General features: G+C 63.7%; 17 protein-coding genes. 12 read left to right on the top strand and 5 right to left on the bottom strand.

Annotated features, from left to right (window positions below; all coding sequences use genetic code 11):
- The first annotated feature begins 107 nt into the window (after positions 1 to 107).
- From LB532_RS26480 to LB532_RS26520, 9 genes are read left to right on the top strand one after another with little or no spacing between them, the layout of a single operon-like run.
- Entirely contained in the window at positions 108 to 1,091 is a 984-nt protein-coding gene (locus LB532_RS26480; protein WP_140638400.1) for an ABC transporter permease, read from the top strand.
- Positions 1,081 to 2,613 carry a sugar ABC transporter ATP-binding protein gene (locus LB532_RS26485; RefSeq protein ID WP_140638401.1) on the top strand — a complete coding sequence of 511 codons (1,533 nt, stop codon included), beginning with the start codon at positions 1,081 to 1,083 and terminating at the stop codon, positions 2,611 to 2,613. Before LB532_RS26480 ends, LB532_RS26485 begins: the two co-directional genes overlap by 11 nt.
- Before the next feature lie 3 nt (positions 2,614 to 2,616).
- A complete protein-coding gene (locus tag LB532_RS26490) occupies positions 2,617 to 3,612 on the top strand; it encodes an ABC transporter permease (protein ID WP_140638402.1) in 996 nt (331 codons plus the stop codon).
- Positions 3,613 to 3,614: 2 nt separating this feature from the next.
- Entirely contained in the window at positions 3,615 to 4,400 is a 786-nt protein-coding gene (locus tag LB532_RS26495) for an SDR family NAD(P)-dependent oxidoreductase (RefSeq protein WP_140638403.1), read from the top strand.
- 22 nt (positions 4,401 to 4,422) lie between these two features.
- The gene (locus tag LB532_RS26500) at positions 4,423 to 5,628 is read left to right on the top strand and encodes a CaiB/BaiF CoA transferase family protein (RefSeq protein ID WP_140638404.1); all 1,206 of its coding nucleotides are present in this window, start codon (positions 4,423 to 4,425) and stop codon (positions 5,626 to 5,628) included.
- Between the two features lie 2 nt (positions 5,629 to 5,630).
- Positions 5,631 to 6,419, top strand: coding sequence for an enoyl-CoA hydratase/isomerase family protein (locus LB532_RS26505; RefSeq protein WP_140638405.1), 789 nt, complete (start codon positions 5,631 to 5,633; stop codon positions 6,417 to 6,419).
- Positions 6,416 to 7,432 carry a hypothetical protein gene (locus LB532_RS26510; RefSeq protein ID WP_140638406.1) on the top strand — a complete coding sequence of 339 codons (1,017 nt, stop codon included), beginning with the start codon at positions 6,416 to 6,418 and terminating at the stop codon, positions 7,430 to 7,432. The genes LB532_RS26505 and LB532_RS26510 overlap by 4 nt, the downstream gene beginning before the upstream one ends.
- A gap of 14 nt (positions 7,433 to 7,446) precedes the next feature.
- Positions 7,447 to 9,216, top strand: a complete 1,770-nt coding sequence (locus tag LB532_RS26515) for a CoA-transferase (protein ID WP_140638407.1) — start codon at positions 7,447 to 7,449, stop codon at positions 9,214 to 9,216.
- A gap of 6 nt (positions 9,217 to 9,222) precedes the next feature.
- Entirely contained in the window at positions 9,223 to 10,065 is an 843-nt protein-coding gene (locus tag LB532_RS26520) for an SMP-30/gluconolactonase/LRE family protein (protein ID WP_140638408.1), read from the top strand.
- Positions 10,066 to 10,079: 14 nt separating this feature from the next.
- Here the strand turns inward: LB532_RS26520 and LB532_RS26525 are convergent, their stop codons facing one another.
- The 5 genes from LB532_RS26525 to LB532_RS26545 form a co-directional block, all read right to left on the bottom strand.
- Positions 10,080 to 11,000: an ABC transporter permease gene (locus LB532_RS26525; RefSeq protein ID WP_140638409.1), complete on the bottom strand. Its 921-nt coding sequence runs from the start codon at positions 10,998 to 11,000 to the stop codon at positions 10,080 to 10,082.
- A 31-nt stretch (positions 11,001 to 11,031) separates the two neighbouring features.
- Positions 11,032 to 12,126 (bottom strand): ABC transporter permease, encoded by a 1,095-nt coding sequence (locus tag LB532_RS26530; protein WP_140638410.1) that lies wholly within the window; start codon positions 12,124 to 12,126, stop codon positions 11,032 to 11,034.
- Positions 12,110 to 13,657 (bottom strand): ABC transporter ATP-binding protein, encoded by a 1,548-nt coding sequence (locus LB532_RS26535; RefSeq protein ID WP_140638411.1) that lies wholly within the window; start codon positions 13,655 to 13,657, stop codon positions 12,110 to 12,112. Before LB532_RS26535 ends, LB532_RS26530 begins: the two co-directional genes overlap by 17 nt.
- A gap of 99 nt (positions 13,658 to 13,756) precedes the next feature.
- Entirely contained in the window at positions 13,757 to 14,851 is a 1,095-nt protein-coding gene (locus LB532_RS26540) for a BMP family ABC transporter substrate-binding protein (RefSeq protein WP_224557464.1), read from the bottom strand.
- The gene (locus LB532_RS26545) at positions 14,848 to 15,681 is read right to left on the bottom strand and encodes a GntR family transcriptional regulator (protein WP_140638413.1); all 834 of its coding nucleotides are present in this window, start codon (positions 15,679 to 15,681) and stop codon (positions 14,848 to 14,850) included. Before LB532_RS26545 ends, LB532_RS26540 begins: the two co-directional genes overlap by 4 nt.
- 249 nt (positions 15,682 to 15,930) lie before the next feature.
- Here LB532_RS26545 and LB532_RS26550 point away from each other — a divergent pair, with 249 nt between their 5' ends.
- Genes LB532_RS26550 through LB532_RS26560 form a run of 3 tightly spaced genes read left to right on the top strand, consistent with a single transcriptional unit; the run spans position 15,931 to position 19,498 of the window.
- Positions 15,931 to 16,788, top strand: coding sequence for an aromatic ring-hydroxylating oxygenase subunit alpha (locus LB532_RS26550; RefSeq protein ID WP_140638414.1), 858 nt, complete (start codon positions 15,931 to 15,933; stop codon positions 16,786 to 16,788).
- Between the two features lie 31 nt (positions 16,789 to 16,819).
- The gene (locus LB532_RS26555; RefSeq protein ID WP_140638415.1) at positions 16,820 to 17,710 is read left to right on the top strand and encodes an aromatic ring-hydroxylating oxygenase subunit alpha; all 891 of its coding nucleotides are present in this window, start codon (positions 16,820 to 16,822) and stop codon (positions 17,708 to 17,710) included.
- A gap of 21 nt (positions 17,711 to 17,731) precedes the next feature.
- A complete protein-coding gene (locus LB532_RS26560) occupies positions 17,732 to 19,498 on the top strand; it encodes a Rieske 2Fe-2S domain-containing protein (RefSeq protein WP_140638416.1) in 1,767 nt (588 codons plus the stop codon).
- Positions 19,499 to 19,501: the final 3 nt, after the last annotated feature.

Consider the following 19,501-nt stretch of genomic DNA (forward strand, 5'->3'; position numbering starts at 1 on the left):
GTTGCGGGAAGGGCAGGCGGTCAGGACCTTTCGGTGGCCAAGACAAATGCCGGGTTCGACGCGACAGGTTCCAGAAGAACCAGGCAAACGGCCGGGAATGGACTGAAATGAGCGAGCTTACACAGGCCTCCGCGTCGAAGCGTTTCATCGGCGGCAACCTTCTGGGCAGCAGCCAGCTCGTGCTGGGCGCAATCCTGGCCGTGCTGTGTATCGCCATCTCGATGGCGGCGCCGCAATTCTATTCGGAGGCCAACATCATCGCCATCCTGCGCCAATGCGCTCTGGTGCTGATCGTCGCCTCGGGCATGACCATGCTCATCATCACCGCCGAGGTCGACCTGTCGGTCGGCGCATCGCTCGCCTTCGTCGGCTGTATCGGCATGGCGGTGCTCAACGCAACCCATAGTCTTACGCTCGGCATGCTGGCGGCGCTCGCCTTTGCCGGCGGCGTCGGCCTGTTCAATGGGCTGGTCGTCACAAGGCTCAGGGTGAATTCGCTGATCGCCACCATCGGCACGATGATGATGCTGCAGGGCGGCGTCTATCTGTTCACGCGCGAGGCGGTGCAGAACCACAACCAATTGGCAAGCTTCACCGATCTCGGCGCCGGCTATATCGGCCCCGTGCCGGTTCCCGTCATCCTGGCGGCGCTGATCTTCGTGGTTGCCTATGTGACGCTGCGCTTCACCACGCTCGGCCGCTACCTCTACGCGGTCGGCGCCAATGAAAAGGCGGTGCGCCTGTCAGGCATTCGCTCGGAACGGCTCAAGCTGCTGGCCTTCGTCGTCACCGGCCTGTGCGTCGGTGTTGCCGGCATGATCCTGTCGTCGCTGATGAATGCCGGCCAGCCTACCGCCGGCCGTGGCTTCGAGCTGACGGTGATTGCCGCCGTCATCCTCGGCGGCACCAGCCTGCTCGGCGGCCGCGGTTCGCTGTTCGGTACCTTGCTTGGCGTTCTGGTGCTGAAGGTGATCGACAACGGCATCATCATCCTCGGCTGGAACCAGGATTTGCAGATGGTGGTGCCGGGCATCGTCATCATCCTGGCAACCTATCTCGACATCATCCGGAACAGAGCCAATGTCCGTTGATTTCCTGCATCCTGGCGAAGGCGCGGCCATCGATACCGATGTGCCGGCGCTGGAACTGCGCGGCATCGGCAAGCGCTTTCCCGGCGTCGTGGCGCTCGACAATGTCGACTTCACCCTGGAGCCCGGCAAGATTCATGCGCTGATGGGAGAGAACGGCGCCGGCAAGTCGACACTGATCAAGATCATGGCCGGCGTCTACGGCAAGGACGTCGGCTCCATTCGCATGCGCGGAGGCGAGGTCGACATCAAGTCGCCGCGCGACAGCTTGAAGCAAGGCATCAAGGTCGTGTTCCAGGAGATCGCGCTGATCTCCGAATTCACCGTTGCCGAGAACATCTTCCTGGAAGGCTATCCGACCGGCAGGACGGGCTCCATCGACTGGAAGAAGATCCGCGCCGATTCAGCCGCGCTCTTCGACCGCATCGGCTTCAACGTCGATCCGGCGGCGCGCACCGGCTCGCTGCCGGTCAGTCAGCAGCAGATGGTCGAGATCGCCCGTGCGCTCGCTCATGAAGCCCGTGTGGTGGTGATGGACGAGCCGACATCCTCGCTGACGCCGAACGAGGTTTCGCTGCTGTTCACCGTCATCCGCCGGCTTGCCAGCCTCGGCATCGCGGTGGTCTATGTCAGCCACAAGCTCGACGAAGTGTTCGAGATCGCCGACACGGTGACGGTGCTGCGCGACGGGCGCCACATCTCGACCAAGCCGATCGGCGAGCACACCAACGACACGCTGATCCAGGACATGATCGGCCGGCGCATCGAAAATCTGTTTCCCCGCAAGCGTGGCGCACCGGCTAGCAAGGTAGCCCTGTCAGTGGACAAGCTCAGCACGGCGAAGAAGCTCAACGGCGTGTCCTTCGAGGCGCGCGCCGGCGAGGTGCTCGGCTTCTTCGGGCTGATGGGCGCCGGTCGCACCGAACTCGCCAAGGCGATCGTCGGTTACGATCCGATCACTTCGGGCACGATCACCGTCGACGGTCAGCGCCTCTCGCCGCACGATACGCGCACCGGCGTCAGGTTAGGCATCGGTCTGCTCACCGAGGATCGCAAGAGCGAAGGGCTGATGGGCGAGCTGCCTGTCTACCAGAACGCCAGCCTCGCCTCGCTCGGCGCCTTCGCCCGCATGGGCTTCGTCGACAAGGCCAGGGAACACAAAGCGGTGCAGGATTACGTCAACCGCTTCCGCATCAAGACGCCCAGCCTGTTCCAAGAGGTGAAGAACCTGTCTGGCGGCAACCAGCAGAAGGTGCTGATCTCGCGCTGGCTGATGCGTGGCCTCAAGGTCATCGTCGTCGACGAGCCGACCCGCGGCATCGATGTCGGCGCCAAGTCCGAGATATTCGCCCTGATCGACCGGCTCGCCGGCGAAGGCCTGGCGGTCGTCATGATGACGTCGGAAATGCCGGAGCTGCTCGGTCTTGCCGACCGGGTCGCGGTGATGTGCGAAGGCCGCCTGACCGCGATCATGCCGCGCGACGAAGCCACGCAGGAGAAGATCCTCAATGCGGCGATCGGATAAATCATGAGCGTTGTGAATACAGTCTCCGCGAAAGCCCCGCCGTCCGTGCTGGCGCGGCTCTTTGCCCGGCAGGAACTGGCGCTGCTGGTCTGCCTCGTGCTGGTGCTGGCTTTCTTCTCGGTCACCGTCGAGAATTTCTTCTCCGTGCGCAATATGACCAATGTGCTTGGCCAGGCCTCGCTCGCGCTCACCGCCGGCATTGGCTGCGCCATCGTCTTCATTTCCGGCGAGGTCGACATCTCGATCGGATCGCTGCTGGCGACCATTGCACTGCCGCTGATCATCATCATGAACGACACCAATTCGCTGCTGCTCGGCGTCGGCGGCGCGCTGCTGTTCGGGCTGATCATCGGTGTCGTCAACGGCTATCTCACCGCCTATGCCGGCATCAACTCGCTGATCGTGACGCTGGGCACGATGTTCATCATGCGCGGCGGCGTCTATCTCTACACTGGTCAGCGCGCGATCCCTGACGATGCCAGCCTCGACAGCTTCATCGCGCTGTCGGATGGCCGCCTGTTCAATGTCATCCCCTATTCGGCCGTCATCGCCATCGTCCTGCTCGCAGCCTTCGCCTACATGATGCAGCACCGGCCGTTCGGACGGCAAATCTATGCCGTCGGCGGCAATCAGGAAGTGGCCCGCCTTGCAGGCTACGACGTGCGGCGGGTCAAGTTCATCTGCTTCATCATCAGCGCGCTACTGGCGACGGTCGCCGGCATCATCCTGGCCGCGCGGGTCGGCTCGGCGCAGCATACGGCGGGGTTGAATTTCGAATTCCAGGTGGTTGCCGCCACCGTGCTCGGCGGGGTCAGCCTTGCCGGCGGCATCGGCAGCCTGACCGGCATGGCGCTCGGTGTGCTGATCCTGCAATTCCTGTCCAACGGGCTGCGCGGGCTTGGCCTGCCGACCGAATGGCAGCTGGTCATCACCGGCATGATCATCATTGCCGCGGTCGCCCTCGATGAGGCGAAACGCCGGCGTGCGAATGGAGGCTGAAGATGGCTCGTCTTGAAGCAAAAATCGCCGTCATCACGGGTGCGGCCGACGGTATCGGCCACGCGATCGCGCAAGCGATGGCGCGCGAAGGGGCGCATGTCTTTCTGGGCGACATCGCCGACAGCGCGGGCGAGGATTTCGCGGCCGCGCTTCGCGCTGCCGGCCACCGCGCCGACTATGTGCATTGCGACGTCTCGCAGGAGGCCGACATTTCAGGCCTCATCGACAGCGCCGTCAAAAAGACGGGACGCCTCGACATACTGGTCAACAACGCGGCCATCGCCATTGGCGGCATGCCGGTGCACGAGATGACCGACGAGCAGTGGCACCGGCTGATAGCGGTCAACCTGACCAGCGTGTTTCGCGGCTGCAAATACGCGCTGCCGCACATGATCGCGCAGAAATCGGGCTCGATCATCAACATGGCCTCCGCGCAGGGTCACATCGGGCTTGATGGCTGGACCGCCTATGCCGGCGCCAAGGGCGCGGTCATGGCGATGACACGCCAGATGGCGGTTGAATTCGGGCCGCTGAACATCCGCGTCAATTCGATCTCGCCGGGCACCATCAACACGCCGATGAACGAGAAACTCATCAAGGAGATCGGCGGCAATCTCGCCAAGGCCTGGGTCAAGATGCATCCGCTCGGCCGTATCGGCGAGCCTTCGGAAGTGGCCGAGGCCGCCGTCTATCTTGCCTCCGATGCCGCCGGCTTCACCACCGGCACCGACCTGCGCGTCGATGGCGGGTTGACGGCGGCACCGCGCTACGTTCCCGAACTGCTTTGAAAATTTTGAAACGAGACATGACATGAACAAGGCCCTCGAAGGCGTCCGCATCCTCGATTTCAGCCATCTGCTGCAGGGGCCGTTCGCTACCCAGCTGCTCGGCGACATGGGCGCCGATGTCGTCAAGATCGAGCGCGCCGGCGCCGGCGACATGTTCCGTGGCATGACCTTTTTCGCCAAATGGGTCGGCGGTTCGGAGAGCCCGAACTTCCTCGCCTGGAACCGCAACAAGCGTTCGATCGCGCTCAACCTGAAGAGCCGCAAGGTGCATGCTATCATCATGGAGATGGCGAAAAGCGCCGACGTGGTGGTGCAGAATTTCCGCCCCGGCGTGCTGGCCAAGCTCGGCTACGGCTATGAGGATTTCAAGGCCATCAATCCGCGCATCATCTATTGCTCAGGTTCGGGCTACGGCGAGGAAGGACCCTATGTCGAGCGCCCCGGCCAGGACATGCTGATCCAGGGGCTCGCAGGGCTGATCGCCAACACCGGCCGCGGCGACCAGGCCCCGGTTCCCGCCGGCGCCGGCCTCGCCGACCAGATCGGCGCCATGAACATGGTCTACGGCATCCTGTCGGCGCTCTATTATCGCGAGAAGACCGGCAAGGGCCAGAAGATCGAGGTCAACCTGCTGGCAGGCCTCTTGGCGCATCTCAACCAGGAATATGTCGCGGTGCTCAACCTCGGTGAGGACTTCGTGCGGCCGAATTCCGGGATCGGCCATCCCGGCATGCAGGCGCCGTTCGGCATCTACGAGACCAGCGACGGCGGCTACGTGTCGATCGCCATGAGCCCATTCAAAACCCTGTATGGGGTGCTGGAGGCCCCGCAGCTTGCCGTCTACGACGACCTCAAGACTTTGTTCGACAAGCGCGATGAAGTCTTTGAGAAGGTGAATGCCGAGACCAGGAAATTCGCCACGCAGGATTTGTTGGCGCGGCTGCTGGCGGCCGACATCTGGTGCGCCGAGGTGAAGGATATCCGCCGCGCCGCTGAGGACCCGCAGGTCAAGCACATGGGCATGATCACCAGCTATGACCATCCGCGCGGCGGTACGGTGCGGGTGGTCGCCCCGGCGGTGAAAATGAGCGAGACGCCCGCGACCATAGAACGGCCGGCGCCGCTGGTCGGCCAGCACGGCCGCGAGATCCTGGCCGAGTTCGGCCTCTCCAGGGACGAGATCGCCGCATTGGAGGCGTCCGGTGACATGACCGTGGACGCCGCCTGACGATGCGCGCCTGCCAGACACTCACGGTCGAAACCGCGGGCCGCGTCGCGATCGTCACCTTCCGCCGCGCCGATCAGCTCAACGCCATGAACCGGCTGATGCAAGGCGAGATCACCGAAACCTTCGAGTCGCTATCCGGCGATGCAAGCATCGGGGCGATCGTGGTGACAGGGGAAGGGCGCGGCTTCATGGCCGGCGCCGACATCAAGGAATACGCCGCCCAGACCGGACCGGAATTCGATATTTTCCAGGCTGCCGGCATGCGCATGTACGCGGCCATCGAGAACAACCGCAAACCGGTGATCGCGGCGGTCAACGGCTTCGCGCTGGGCGGCGGCATGGAGCTGGTGCTGTGCTGCGACCTCGTGATCGCCAACCAATTCGCCAAGCTCGGCCTGCCGGAGATCAAGCTCGGGCTGGTCCCCGGCGGCGGCGGCACGCAACGCAGCGTCGCCAAGCTCGGCCGCAACCGCGCCAATTTCCTGCTGATGACCGGCGCCATCGTCCCGGCCTCGCAATTCGTCGCTGCCGGTCTGGTCAACGAGATCGTCGAGGTCGACCGGCTGATGCCGCGCGCGCTGGAACTGGCCGAAATGATCGCCGCCGAGCCCGCTGCCGCAATCGAGGGACTGAAGACTCTGACGGCGCATGCCGTGTCCGGTGATCTGGCCGATGGGCTCACCATGGAACGCGACATATTGGGTGAGCTCTATCGCAGCGAGATCGGCCAGCAGCGCGTCAGGGAGTTTGCCGAGCGGAGCACGACAAAGGCAAAGAAGGGCGGGCCGTGAACGCGGGCGATGACTATCGCGGATTGGGCTGGGCGCATGGCGCGCTGACTGTCCAGCGGCTTGGCGCGATGCTGGCGCCGGTTACGTTCATTCTTGAGGACGGTCGGCAGATCTCGCCGATGCACATTGCGCCGTGGTCGAACGAACCGCAGGCACAAGCGCTGCCAGGCATCCTGCGCAAGCTTCGCGGCGAATGGCCCTGCGTGCCGTTCGGCTATTCGGTGCCTGCCGAGGGATGGCCCGAGGACTGGGCGCGGGCGATGGGTCCGCCGGAACCAGGCGAAGAAGTCCATGGCCATAGCTCCAATCATGAGTGGACATGGCGTCCCAGTAGTCGCGGATCATTGTCGCTGACGCTTACCTATCCCGAGGGAAGTCCGGTCGAGCATGTTGAACGGACCGTGCGGCCCGACCCGTTGGCGCCCGCCATCGACATCGTGTTGAAGATCGTCGTTCGCCGTGTCTGCCGCCTGCCGATCGGCCTGCATCCGGTGTTCCGGCTGCCGTTCGAGACGGGCGCAGCCACGTTGCAATTCGGTGGCTTCGACGAGGGCCGCACCTATCCGCACGATGTCGAACCAGGTGCTGCGCTATTTGCCCGGAACAAGACGTTCCTTGAACTGACAGCCGTGCCGTCGCGCACAGGCAAAGCGGTCGATGCCTCGCGGCTTCCCTTGGCTGCCGCAACGGAGGAGCTGCTGCAGATCGAGGGCACTGACGGTTTGGCGGCGCTCCTCAATCACGAGGACGGCTATCGGGTGGACCTCTCCTGGCAGAAGGAGCATTTCCCAAGCCTTCTGCTCTGGTACTCCAATCGCGGCCGCAAGGCCGCGCCCTGGAGTGGCCGTCATGTCGCCATCGGCATCGAGCCGATCTGCTCGCCCTTCGGGCTCGGCCCGGCGATGGCGTTGGCCGACAATCCGATCGCACAATCCGGCATTGCGACCGCACTCGAATTCTCGCCGGAAAAGCCGTTCGTCACCCGCTATCGCATCGAGGCATCCGCGCTGTGACGAACCGTACCGCAATGTCTCTGGTCAAGCCGAACCGGCCGCGCTTCACGGATGTCGAGGGACTGGCAGCGATGGTCGGCCGTGGCGAATCGGTTGGCGTCGGCGGCCATCATTTCGCCCGGCTGCCGATCGCATTGCTGCGGGCGATAGCCCGGTCGGGCGTCAAGGATCTGCGTTACATCTGCTGGGCCGGCGGCTTACCGCTCGAACTGCTGCTCGAAGCGCATGCCGTGGCTGAAATCGATCTCTGTTTCTCCAGCCTCGACATTTTCGGCCTGCCGCCAAAATTTCGCGCAGCCGCCGAGAGCGGCGCGATACCGGTTCGCGATTGGACGGCGCTGGCCATGATCCAGGCGCTGCGGGCGGCGCAACAGAACTTGCCCTCGATGTCGTTCCAGCTTCCGCAGGGATCGGACATGCTAGCGCGCGTGCCGGGTGCGAGCGCCAGACCTGATCCGATTGCCGGAGCCGAAAACGGATTCATTCCGCCGCTGCGGCTCGACACATTCGTCGTCCATGCCCAGCGCGCGGATGAAAGCGGCAATGTGCAGATCATCGGGCCCCGCGCGCTGGACTTCGCCATGGCGGGTGCGGCGCGCCAGGTGCTGGTCACGGTCGAGGAAATCGTTCCGGTCGGGACGCTGCGCCAGGACGGCCGCCAGAGCGTGCTGACCCGCAATCAGGTTTCGGCCATTGCCCTGGCGCCGGGCGGCGCTTATCCGGCCTCCTGCCTGCCGTTTTACGTCACCGATTATCAGCGATTGTGGGAGGCGTTCGCCGACCGGGAAACGTCCTTGGCGGACAATCTGCGACCGCCTTCCGAGGGCGTGCCGAAGCCGTTGCAAAGCGCCGCGAAGGTACGCGCTGCGGCAGTGCTCGCCATGCCCGCGCTAGCGCACGCCGAAAAGAAAGCGTCCGTCGACGAGATCATCGCCGCCCGCATCGCTGCCGAACTTGACAATGAGAGCTTCGCCAGCGCGGGTGCAGTCTCGCCGCTGGCCAATGTCGCATACCGCCTGGCCAAGGCGACGCACGCGCCGGACATGATCATCGCGACGATGAGCTGCGGCCATCTCGACATCGCGCCGAGCCCGATGGTCCTGTCGCTGATCGAAAGCCTTGATTGCGAAACGGCGGTGGCGCATGCCGGCGGCGACGACACCTACTCGACCTACTACCAGGCCGGCGCGGTGACGCACGAGATCGTCGGCGCGGCACAGGTCGACCGGCGCGGCCGCGTCAACACGATCGCACTGCGCAAACCAAGCGGCGGCCTCATCCGGTTGCCGGGGCAAGGCGGCATGGCCGATGTTGCCAACATGCACCGCGATTACCTGCTCTACATCCCCCGCCACTCGATCCAGTCGCTGGTAAATGAGGTCGAAATCGTCAGCTCGGCTCGCGGGCTGCTGACTCCGGCCGAGCGCGCGCCGATGGGCTATCGCACCGGCAGAGCGCTGGTCTTCACTGATCTCTGTGTCTTCCGGCTCGATCAGACTTCGAGGGAATTGATCGTTGTCGAAACCATGCCGAGCGTCACGCAGCAGCAGATCCGTGACGCCACCGGATTTGCGGTGTCGTTCGATCCCGACTGCCGCGAGGTTCCACTGCCTTCCGACGACACGCTCGCCACCTTGCGAACCCGCATCGACCCGCTCGGTCTGCGCCGTCTGGAGTTCGTCAGCGCCAAGGAGCGCGGCGCGCTGATCGCCGAGATTCTTGAAGCCGACCGCGCGATGGTCGAACGCTGCATCGCCGCGCAGACGGCGCTTGTCGAAAGCTGAGACCCCATGGCAAAACCGTTGCTCGACATATCAGCCGCGCGCGTTTTCTTCGATGGTATCTTCACCAGCCCGCGCGTCGCGCATCCGGAGGGCGTGGCCGTTCACCGCGATGGCTCGATCTGGTGTGGCACCGAAACCGGCGACCTGCTGCGGCTGGCCGCCGATGGCGGCTCGGTCGAGCGCATGGGCGGCACCGACGGTTTTCTGCTCGGCATCGCTTTCGACAGCGCGGGAAACTGCTTCGCCTGCGATCTCAGGCATGCCGCGATTTTCCGCTGGGATGCCGCGACAGCGCGCATGGAGCACTTCGCGTCGGCCGGCATTCGCGTGCCGAACTATCCGATCGTCGACGAGGCGAGGGGCTGGCTCTTCGTTTCGGACAGCGTTGGCCAGGACAATCGCTCGGGCATCTTCCGCTACGATCTCAAGACGGGCGAGGGCGGCCCGTGGTGCCGGGAGGCGATGTCGTTCGCCAACGGCATGGCGATGGCGCCGGACGGCAACGGCCTCAATGTCGTGGAGAGCGACGCACCCTGCATCAGCTATGTGCCGATCCTTGCTGACGGATCGGCGGGGGCTCGTGAGATCGTCGTCGAGGGCGTGCACAATGTTCCGGACGGAGTGGCCTTTGCGCCTGACGGCTCATTGTTCATCTCATGTTATGAGCCCAGCCGTATTTATCGCTGGCAAAAGGACAAGGGTCTCGAAGTGCTGATCGAGGATCCGGCGGCAACCACGCTGGCGCACCCCACCAACATCGCCTTCAAGGGCGACAAGCTCTATACCGCCAATCTGGGTCGCTGGCATATTACCGAGATCGACTTGAGCCTTCTCCTGCAAGAGAAGTAGCATTTCCCAGAAGGTCAACTGGCCGGGCGGAAGGGTTTTGCCAGCGAGGCCGGGAAGTGCAGGGCCAGCATCTGGCGGTTTCGTGAGATCAGCACCAGCACGATGATGGTCGCGAGATACGGCAGCGCCGACAACAGTTCGGACGGCATGTCCAGCCCCAACGCCTGACCTTGCAGCTGAAGGATCGTCATCCCGCCGAACAGCCACGCGCCAAGCAGGATGCGCAGCGGCCGCCAGGTGGCGAAGACCACCAGCGCAAGCGCGATCCAGCCCTTGCCGGCAGTCATGTTCTCGACCCAGAGCGGCGTATAGGCGACCGACAAATAGGCGCCTGCCAGGCCTGCCATCAACCCACCGAACAGCACGGCCATGTAGCGGATCCTGATCACGGGGTAGCCGATCGCATGCGACGTCTGCGGCGACTCGCCGATCGTGCGCAACACCAGGCCAGCCTTGGTCCGGTAGAGAAACCAGCTGATGGCGACGAACATCAGCAGGGCCAGATAGACCATTGGATCGAAGCGGAACAGTAGCGGACCGATCAGCGGCAGGTCGGACAGAACGGGGATGTCGAGGCGGCGCAATGCCTCGATCGGCTCGCTGCCGAAGCCGCGCCCCAGGAAGGCCGAGACGCCCGAACCGAAGATCGCCAGCGCCAGGCCGGCTGCATACTGGTTGGTCAGGAAGGTCAGCGCCAGAACGCCGAACAGCAGCGAGGCGGCGGCACCCGCCAACGCGCCGGCCAGGATCGCGACAGGCATCGGATAGCCTGCGGTGACGGCCCAGAATGCCAATGCGGCGCCCATCAGCATCATGCCTTCGATGCCGAGATTGAGGACACCCGACTTCTCCACCACGAGTTCGCCGAGCGCGGCGAAGATCAGCGGTGTGGCGGCAATGACGGTGCCGGTGAAGATGGCGATGAACAGGTCCATCAGGCTGTCTCCCGCACGATCGGAAATCCGCTCATCGTGCCGTCTCCAGCGCATGCGTGTCCCGGACGGGTCGCACCAGGCGAACGCGATAGAAGATGAAGAAATCGGTGGCGAGCAGGAAGAACAGCAGGATGCCCTGGAAGATCCGCGTCAGGGCCGAAGGCAGGCCGAGCGTCATCTGCACACCTTCGCCGCCGAGGAAAAGCAGCGACATCAACAGCCCGCCAAGCACGATGCCAAAGGCGTTCAGCCGTCCGACGAAGGCAACGATGATGGCCGCGAAGCCGTAGCCTGGCGAAATCTGAGGCGAGAGCTGCCCGAGCGGCCCGGCGGCTTCCGCCATGCCGGCGATGCCGGCCGCGGCACCTCCCGCCAGCAGTCCGATCCAGACCGCAGCCGATTCGCGAAAGCCGGCATAGCGGGCGGCAAGCGGCGCAGCCCCACTCACCGACATCTTGTAGCCGAGGAAGCTGCGGTCGGTGAACAGCCACATCAGGAGCACGGCGACGACCGTGATGAAGATCGACGGGTTGAGCCGATAGGCGGGGTCAAAAGACTCGAACAGGGCCGCCGTCGGCAGAAGCGCCGTCTGCGGATAGTTGAAGCCGGCCGGATCTCGCCACGGTCCGTGCACGAGATAGGACAGGAACAGCGTCGCGATATAGGTCATCATCAGCGTGACCAGGATCTCGTTGGTGTTCATGCGGGCGCGCAGAAAGGCGGGGATTGCCGCCCAGGCCATGCCGGCGCCCATGCCGGCAATGAACATCAGCGGCAACAGCAGCACGCTTTCGGGGTTCGGCCAGAAAAGCCCCACGCCGCTGGCCGCGATTGCCCCCATGGTGAACTGGCCCTCGGCGCCGATATTCCAGACATTGGCGCGGAAGCCGACCGCCAGCCCGCAAGCGATAAGGATCAGCGGCGAGGCCTTGAGCAGCCATTCGGACAGGCCGTTCATGGAAGAGAGCGGCTCGATGAAGAAGGCATGGAGGGTCGCCAGCGGATCATGTCCGAGGGAGGCGAAAAAAATCGATCCGACGACAACGGTCAACAGGGTCGCCAGTGCCGGCGCGGCGACGCGCATCAGCGAGGAGGGCTCCGGCCTTTGTTCAATCCTGAAGCGCATTGTTGCCACCCCCATTTGCCGATGCGCCGTCGCTCATGCCGCCGCCCGTCATCAGAAGTCCGATCTCCTCGCGATCGGTCGTCTTGCGCTCCAGCGGCGGGGAAACCTTCCCTTGGCAGATGACCAGCAGCCGGTCGCAGATCTCGAACAGCTCGTCGAGTTCCTCGGAGACGACGAGCACCGCCGCGCCGGCGCGGCTGAGATCGACGATGGTCTGCCGGATGAAGGCGCTCGCGCCGACATCGACCCCCCAAGTCGGCTGAGACACCAGGAGGAGCTTCGGCTGGAGCGCGATTTCACGCCCCACGATGAATTTCTGCAGATTACCGCCGGACAGGCTTTGCGCGATCGCCTGCGCCCCGTTGGCCTTGACCTTGAACCTATCGATTATGCCGGCGGCGAACGCCTTGGCCCGGCGCCGGTCGACCAGCCCATTGCGCACCGTGCCGAAACGGTGCGCGGTCAGCACCGCATTCTCCCACAGCGTGTGCGAGGGCACGGCGCCGCGCCCGAGCCGCTCTTCGGGAACGAAGGCAACGCCGAGCTTGCGGCGCTCGTGCGGGCGAAGGCGGGCTGCGCCGGTTCCGCAAATCCGGATGGCGTCGCTGCGCTCATGCGTGCGCTCGCCGCTGAGCAAGGCGATCAGCTCGGCCTGGCCGTTGCCGGAAACCCCGGCCAGGCCGACGATCTCGCCGCCATGCACCTTGAAGGAAACGTCCTTCAGGTCGACGCCGAAATGATCCCGGGCCGTCACCGTAAGCCTGTTGACCTCGAGCACCGGTCTGTCGCTTGGCGTCGGCGGCCCGACATGCATTTCAGGCAGCTTCGAACCCACCATCATGCGGGCAAGCTCCAGCGATGTCGTCTCCTTCGGACGCGCGGTACCGGTGACCTTGCCGTTGCGCAGCACAGTGGCGGTGTCGCAGAGATCCTGGACCTCGTCGAGCTTGTGGCTGATATAGACGATGCTGCAGCCCTCGGCGGCAAGTTGGCGGAGCGTCTCGAACAGCTTCACCACCGCCTGGGGCGTCAGCACCGAGGTCGGCTCGTCGAGGATCAGCAGTTTCGGCGACTGTAGCAGGCAGCGCACGATCTCGACGCGCTGGCGCTCGCCGACCGACAGGTCGTGCACCTGGCGATGCGGGTCGATGGGCATGCCGTAGCGGCGTGACAGATCGCGGATCTTGTCGGCGAGCAAGGGCAGGTCGTACGCGCTGCTGGCCGAGAGCGCTATGTTCTCGACCACCGAAACGGATTCGAACAGCGCGAAATGCTGGTAGACCATTTCGATGCCGAGCGCGCGCGACATCGCCGGGGTGTGCGTGGCGATCGGATTGCCATCGCAAAAGATCTCGCCGGAATCGGCTTGCGTCGCCCCATAGATGATCTTCATCAGAGTGGATTTGCCGGCGCCGTTTTCGCCCAGCACGGCATGGATCTCGCCGGCTTGAATCGAGAGCGACACATCGTCATTGGCGACGACGCCGGGATAACGCTTGCAGATGTTGCGCAGTTCTAGTCGCGGATGCATGGCGGGGTCCTGCCGTGGCGTGAAGCGAGGTTGGACGGGAACCAGGCAAGGAGAAGCCGAAGATATGGACTTGGGCGTCTCCCGGCACTTTTACGGCGATCAGCTCAGCCTGCCGATCATCCCCTTCACGAACCAGTTCATGCCGCGAATGTCGCCATCGGCCAGAACCGAACCAGCGGCAACCTTGACGTTGCCGTCCTGATCCTTCAGCTCCCCGGCGTAGGGATGAAGCTTGCCGCTGCCGATGTCGGCCTCGAGCTGCTTGAGCTTGGCGCGCGCATCGGCGGGGATACCCTCATTGTAGGGGGCCATTTTCACCACGCCGGCCGCCAATCCGTCCCAGCGTACTTCCGGCTTCCAGGTACCGGCGGCCACGGCCTTGGCTGCGCCGACATAGTCGCTGGTCCAATCGAGAACGAAAGAGGTCAGCTGCTTGCCCGAGGCGAATTTCGACATGTCGCTGGCATAGCCGATCGACCAGGCGCCGCCTTCGCCGGCGACCTGCACGCCGGTCGCGGTGTCCGTCATCGAGCAGACCACGTCGCAGCCTTGCGAGATCAGCGTCTTGGCCGCCTCCTTCTCCTTGCCCGGGTCGAACCAGGAATTCAGGAAGATGGTGTTGCAGGTCGCATTTGGGTTGACGCTCTGCGCGCCAAGCAGCAGTGCATTTGCCGGACCGACGATGTCGGGGATCGGAAAGCCGCCGATGAAACCGATCTTGCCCGACTTGGACATGTAGCCGCCCGCCGCGCCGGCAACGAAGGTGCCTTCGTAATATTTGGCCTCGAAGGTTCCCAGATTGGCGAGGTGGACGATGCCCGAGCAGTGTTCGAACGCCACCTTGGGAAAGCGCGGCGCCACCTTCTGCATCGGCGTTCCATGCGAAAAGCTTGTGCCGAAGATCAGCCTGTTACCGGCGCTGGCCAATTCGCGGAAGACACGCTCGGCGTCCTGCGGCATGAAGATGTTGTCGATGACGGTGAGCTCGACCTTGTCGCCGAATTCGGCCTTGATGGCCTCGACGCCGAGGCTGTGCTGCTTGGTCCAGCCGATCTCGGCGACCGGCGAGACGTAGACGGCACCGATCTTTAGCACCTCCTGCGCCTGTGCGCTGGCGCTTAGCCCTCCCGCGCCCAACGCGGCTCCGGCCGCGCCGCTGTATTTCAGGAATTCGCGTCTCGTCAGATTGTTCATGATGGCAGCCCTCTGTTGGTCTTTTTTGTCGATGCCCGGCTTGTCGGTGCCCGGTCTGTTCTGGGGAGATGGAGGTGAAGATGCGTTGCCGTGTCGCCGTCGCCGGATGCATTAGACAACCTTCGCAGCGGCACAGTCTCGCCGTCGGCCTTGCCGTCCAGATAGGGCGCCAGCGCTTCGGCAGGCGTCATCTCTGGAAACACTGCGCGATCCATGATGTAGCCGCGCACCACCGCGCGGTGGTGGGTGTCGATCAGGTCCATGGCCGGTTTCAGCCGGCCCTTCTCCAGCAGGTCGACGACCCGCGAGTGGTCGTCCAGCAGATTGCAATAGTCGAAATCGGCCGAAATGAGGGAGCGCAGCAGCGTCGTGCGGCGCACCAGCTGCGCGTGGATTTCCTGCATGACCTTGTTGCGGCTGAGGCGTACGAACACGGTATGGAACTCTTGGCCAAGCACGTCGGCCAGCGCATCGTTGCCGGCGGCAACAGCCTGGCGCTGGCGCTCGACATGCTGGCGCAGCTCGGCCCAGCCGGCCGGCCCGAGGCGATCGCTGAGCTGTGCTGCGACGCCCTGTTCGACGAGCGTCAACGCGTCGTAGATCTCCATCGCCTCCTGCATGCTCGGCTTGGCGACGAAGGCACCGCGGTTGCGTTCGATCTGGGCCAGCCCGTCATCGGCGAGCCGGATCAGGGCCTGGCGCACCACAATGCGGCTCACGTTGAATATTTCGGAGAGTTCGCGTTCGCCGAGCTTGCAGCCGGGCACGAGGCGATGGTCGATGATGGCGCGGGTCAGCGTATCCGCGATGGTCTGGGAACGGCTGCTCAAGGCATGGTTCTCCGCCATTTCGACGACATGATCAGCAGGCTTTCGTGATGGCGACATGCCCCGTCAGGACACGACATATCCCAAGTTCAGCTTTCCCATATCGGAATTCAATCATCATAATCTGTCAACACAAAAAGGGATTTTGGACGACAAAAAAATGTTGATTGGTATCCAATCTTGTGGTTTCGTCATCTCGAAACGTCGGGCTAGGTTCATGGTGAAGGGCTAGCCGAGCTGGGAGGGAAGCCGATGGCTCCCCATTGCGTTGACCGCGAGCTTCTGAATGATTGGCACATCGTCGCGGATCAGGAATCGCTAAGCCAGGATACGCCGTTTGCCACATGCCTGCTTGGAGTCGATCTCTCCGTCCACAAATGTTCAAACAAGATCGAAGTCGTTCGCGGCGACACGGGCGCCACGCTGAAAAGCGCCCAGCGTTATGGCTTCATCTGGACCTGTCTGGACAAGCCCTCGCGCGACATCATCTATATCCCCGAGGCCAATGAGGCAGACCGGCATCTTGTCAGCGGCGGTTCGATCGCGGTCAAGGTGTCGGGCCTCCGCGCGGTCGAGAACTTTCTCGACATGGGGCATTTTCCCTTCATTCATACCGGCTGGCTCGGCGAGGAGCCGCATACCGAGGTCGCGCCCTACAAGGTTGAGATCACAGCGCAGGACGAACTGCTGGCGACCGAGTGCAAATTCTATCAGCCGGTGGCTTCGCCGACCGCCAAGCAAGGCTTTGTCGTCGACTACATCTACAAGGTGATCCGGCCCTACACGGCAGCTCTCTACAAGAGCAACCCGATCCAGAAGGACCGGCTCGACGTCATTACCCTGTTCGTGCAGCCGGTGGACGAGGAAAACTGCATCGCGCATCCTTACCTCTGCTATCTCAAGGAAGGCATGGAGGCGGCAACGGTGCGCAGCTTTATGCAATTGATCTTCGCCCAGGACAAACCGATCCTGGAGAACCAGGTACCCAAGCGCCTGCCGCTCGATCCGCGTGCCGAGACCCCGATCCGTGCCGATGCCGTGTCGGTTTCCTACCGGCGCTGGTTGCGTGATCGGGCCGTCACCTATGGCGCGATACCGGCACAAGCCTGATGACGTCTGAGGACATCCAGAGGATAAAACGATGACAAAATGCTCGGATCCCGTGATCCTCAATCTCTGGCATCCCGTAGGCGCGATCGCCGAGACCGTTCCCGGCGGTGTCCAGGACACCGTTCTGCTCGAGGAGCGCCTCAGTTTTGCGGTCGATATGGATGGTGAGCCCGTCGTCTGGCGCTCACGTCCCGATGTAGAAAGGGTGGATCGTATTCCAGGCGCCGACAGGCTGCCGGCAAGAAGCGCCTACGGCTATGTCTGGACTTCGCTCGGCTCGCCACCGGCCGAGCTGTTTCCGATCCCGGAATATGAAGAGCCGGACCGCCGCAAGCTCAACGCGGCCACGTTTGGCGTCAACGTCTCGGCACCGCGCGCCATCGAGAACTTTCTCGACATGGGTCACTTCCCCTATGTCCATACCGACATATTGGGTGTCGAGCCGCACACCGAGGTCAAGGAATACGACGTCGAGATCTCGGTAGATCGTGACGAGATCCTGGCCACGCGCTGCCGCTTCTTCCAGCCGATGGCTTCGACCGCTTCCGATGGCGGCGCAGACGTGGATTACGTCTATCGCGTGCCGCACCCCTATTGCTCCGTGCTTTATAAATCGAGCCCGGTCGATGAGGCACGGCGCGATGTCATCGCCATCTTCCTGCAGCCGGTCGACCAGGAGCATGTGCGCGCCCACATGTTGCTTTGCGTGCTCGACGAGGACAACGAAGACAAGGTGATCAAGCGCTTTCAGCAGACGATCTTCGGCCAGGACAAGCCGATCCTGGAAAACCAGGTGCCCAAACGCCTGCCGCTCGATCCGCGTGCCGAAACACCCATCCGGGCCGACAAGTCGGCCATCGCCTACCGGCGCTGGCTCAGCCAGAAGGGCGTGACCTACGGTGTCATTCCGGTTGCGGCCTGACGAGATTCTTGGAGACGATTGATGTTGGAAGAAGCCAGAAGCCAGTGGCATCCGATCGCCGCTTCCCATGATTTGCCGTACCGCCACGTTTTCCATGGTCAATTGCTCGGCCGGGAATTCGCCGTCTGGCGTGCCGATGACGGCTACGTCAACATCTGGGAAAACCGCTGCCTGCATCGCGGCGTCAGGCTGTCGATCGGCATCAATGATGGGCGCGAGCTGAAGTGCCAGTATCACGGCTGGCGTTATTCGAACCGCACCGCCGGCTGCACCTACATTCCCGCGCATCCGGCCGACGCGCCGGCCCGCACCATCACCAACCGCACCTTCCCGGCGGTCGAGCGCTACGGTCTTGTCTGGTCGTCCGAGGAGCCTCGCGGCGAGGTGCCGGATTTTGCCGCGCTGACCGGAAGCGAGCTGCTCGCCTTGCGCGGAATTCCGGTCAACGCGCCGGCCGGCAGGGTCGTGGAAAGGCTGAAGGCCTATCGCTTTCAGCCCAACGCAGCGCTCGAAGGCGAGGGTGCGGAAACCATCATGGAGGCCGCGCGGGATTTTGTCGTGGCGCTGCGTTCGCGCGATGGCGGTGCCGCGACGCACGGCGTGTTCTTCGTGCAGCCGGTTGACTCCAACCGCTCGGTGATCCGTGGCGTGCTCGATCGGGAGGCCGAAGGAGCCGCCCGCATCGCCATCCTGCGCCACCACAATGAACGGTTGTCGAAGCTGCGCGACGCAGCCGAGCGCGAGGCGGCAAGCGCCACGGCGCCCCCGCCGATCGAACCGGTCTATGAAAGGGTGTCGGCCGAACTCTCCGAAATGCCCGAGGTGACCGCGCATGGCCGCAAGGCGGCGCTGCGCGTCAGCGTGGCGAGGAAATGGCAGGCGGCCGACGGTATTGCCGCATTCGAGCTTCGCCCGGTCAAGGGACTGCTGCCCACCTTCCAGCCTGGCGCCCATATCGACGTCCACATGCCCAATGGCGAGATCAGGCAGTATTCGATCACCAATGGCCCCGGCGAGACCGACAGCTTTGTCATCGGCGTCAAGCTGGAGCGCGATTCCAAGGGCGGTTCGAAATGCATGCACGAGACCGTCCGCGAGGGCGACGTGCTGGCGATTTCCGAGCCGCGCAACAATTTCCCGCTACGCCGTGACGCGATCAAGACGCTGTTCGTCGCCGGCGGCATCGGCATCACCCCGCTGTTGGCCATGGCCCAGGCATTGAAGAACCAGGAGCTGACGCACGAGCTTCACTATTTCGCGCAAGGCGAAGAGCACCTCGCTTTCGCCGATCGCTTGCAGCGTTTGGGGGATTCGCTGGTTCCGCATCTCGGCCTCTCGCCGGAGCAGACGGGCGCGAAGGTGCGCGAGCTGCTTTCGCAGTACCGCAACGGCATGCACCTCTACATCTGCGGCCCCGGCCCAATGCTGGAAGCGGCGCGAAAAATCGCGGCCGATCAGGGCTGGCCGGAGGCCGCCATCCATTTCGAATATTTCAAGAACACCAACAAGATCGATGACAGTTCGAGCTTCGAGGTGGCCCTGGCGCGCTCCTGCGTCACGCTTCAGGTGCCGGCCGGCAAGACCATCATGCAGGTCATGCGCGAGAACGGCATCGACGTTCCGTCATCCTGCGAGCAGGGGGCGTGCGGTACCTGCGTCGCGGCAGTCATCGAGGGCGAGCCGGATCATCAGGACGTCTATCTGAACGACGCCGAGAAGAAGGCAGGGACCAAGATCATGACCTGTGTCTCGCGCGCCAAATCGGCACGCCTCGTGCTGGACATATAGGAG

Origin of the sequence: Mesorhizobium sp. ESP-6-2, from assembly GCF_020164675.1 — a bacterium.
GTDB lineage: Bacteria > Pseudomonadota > Alphaproteobacteria > Rhizobiales > Rhizobiaceae > Mesorhizobium.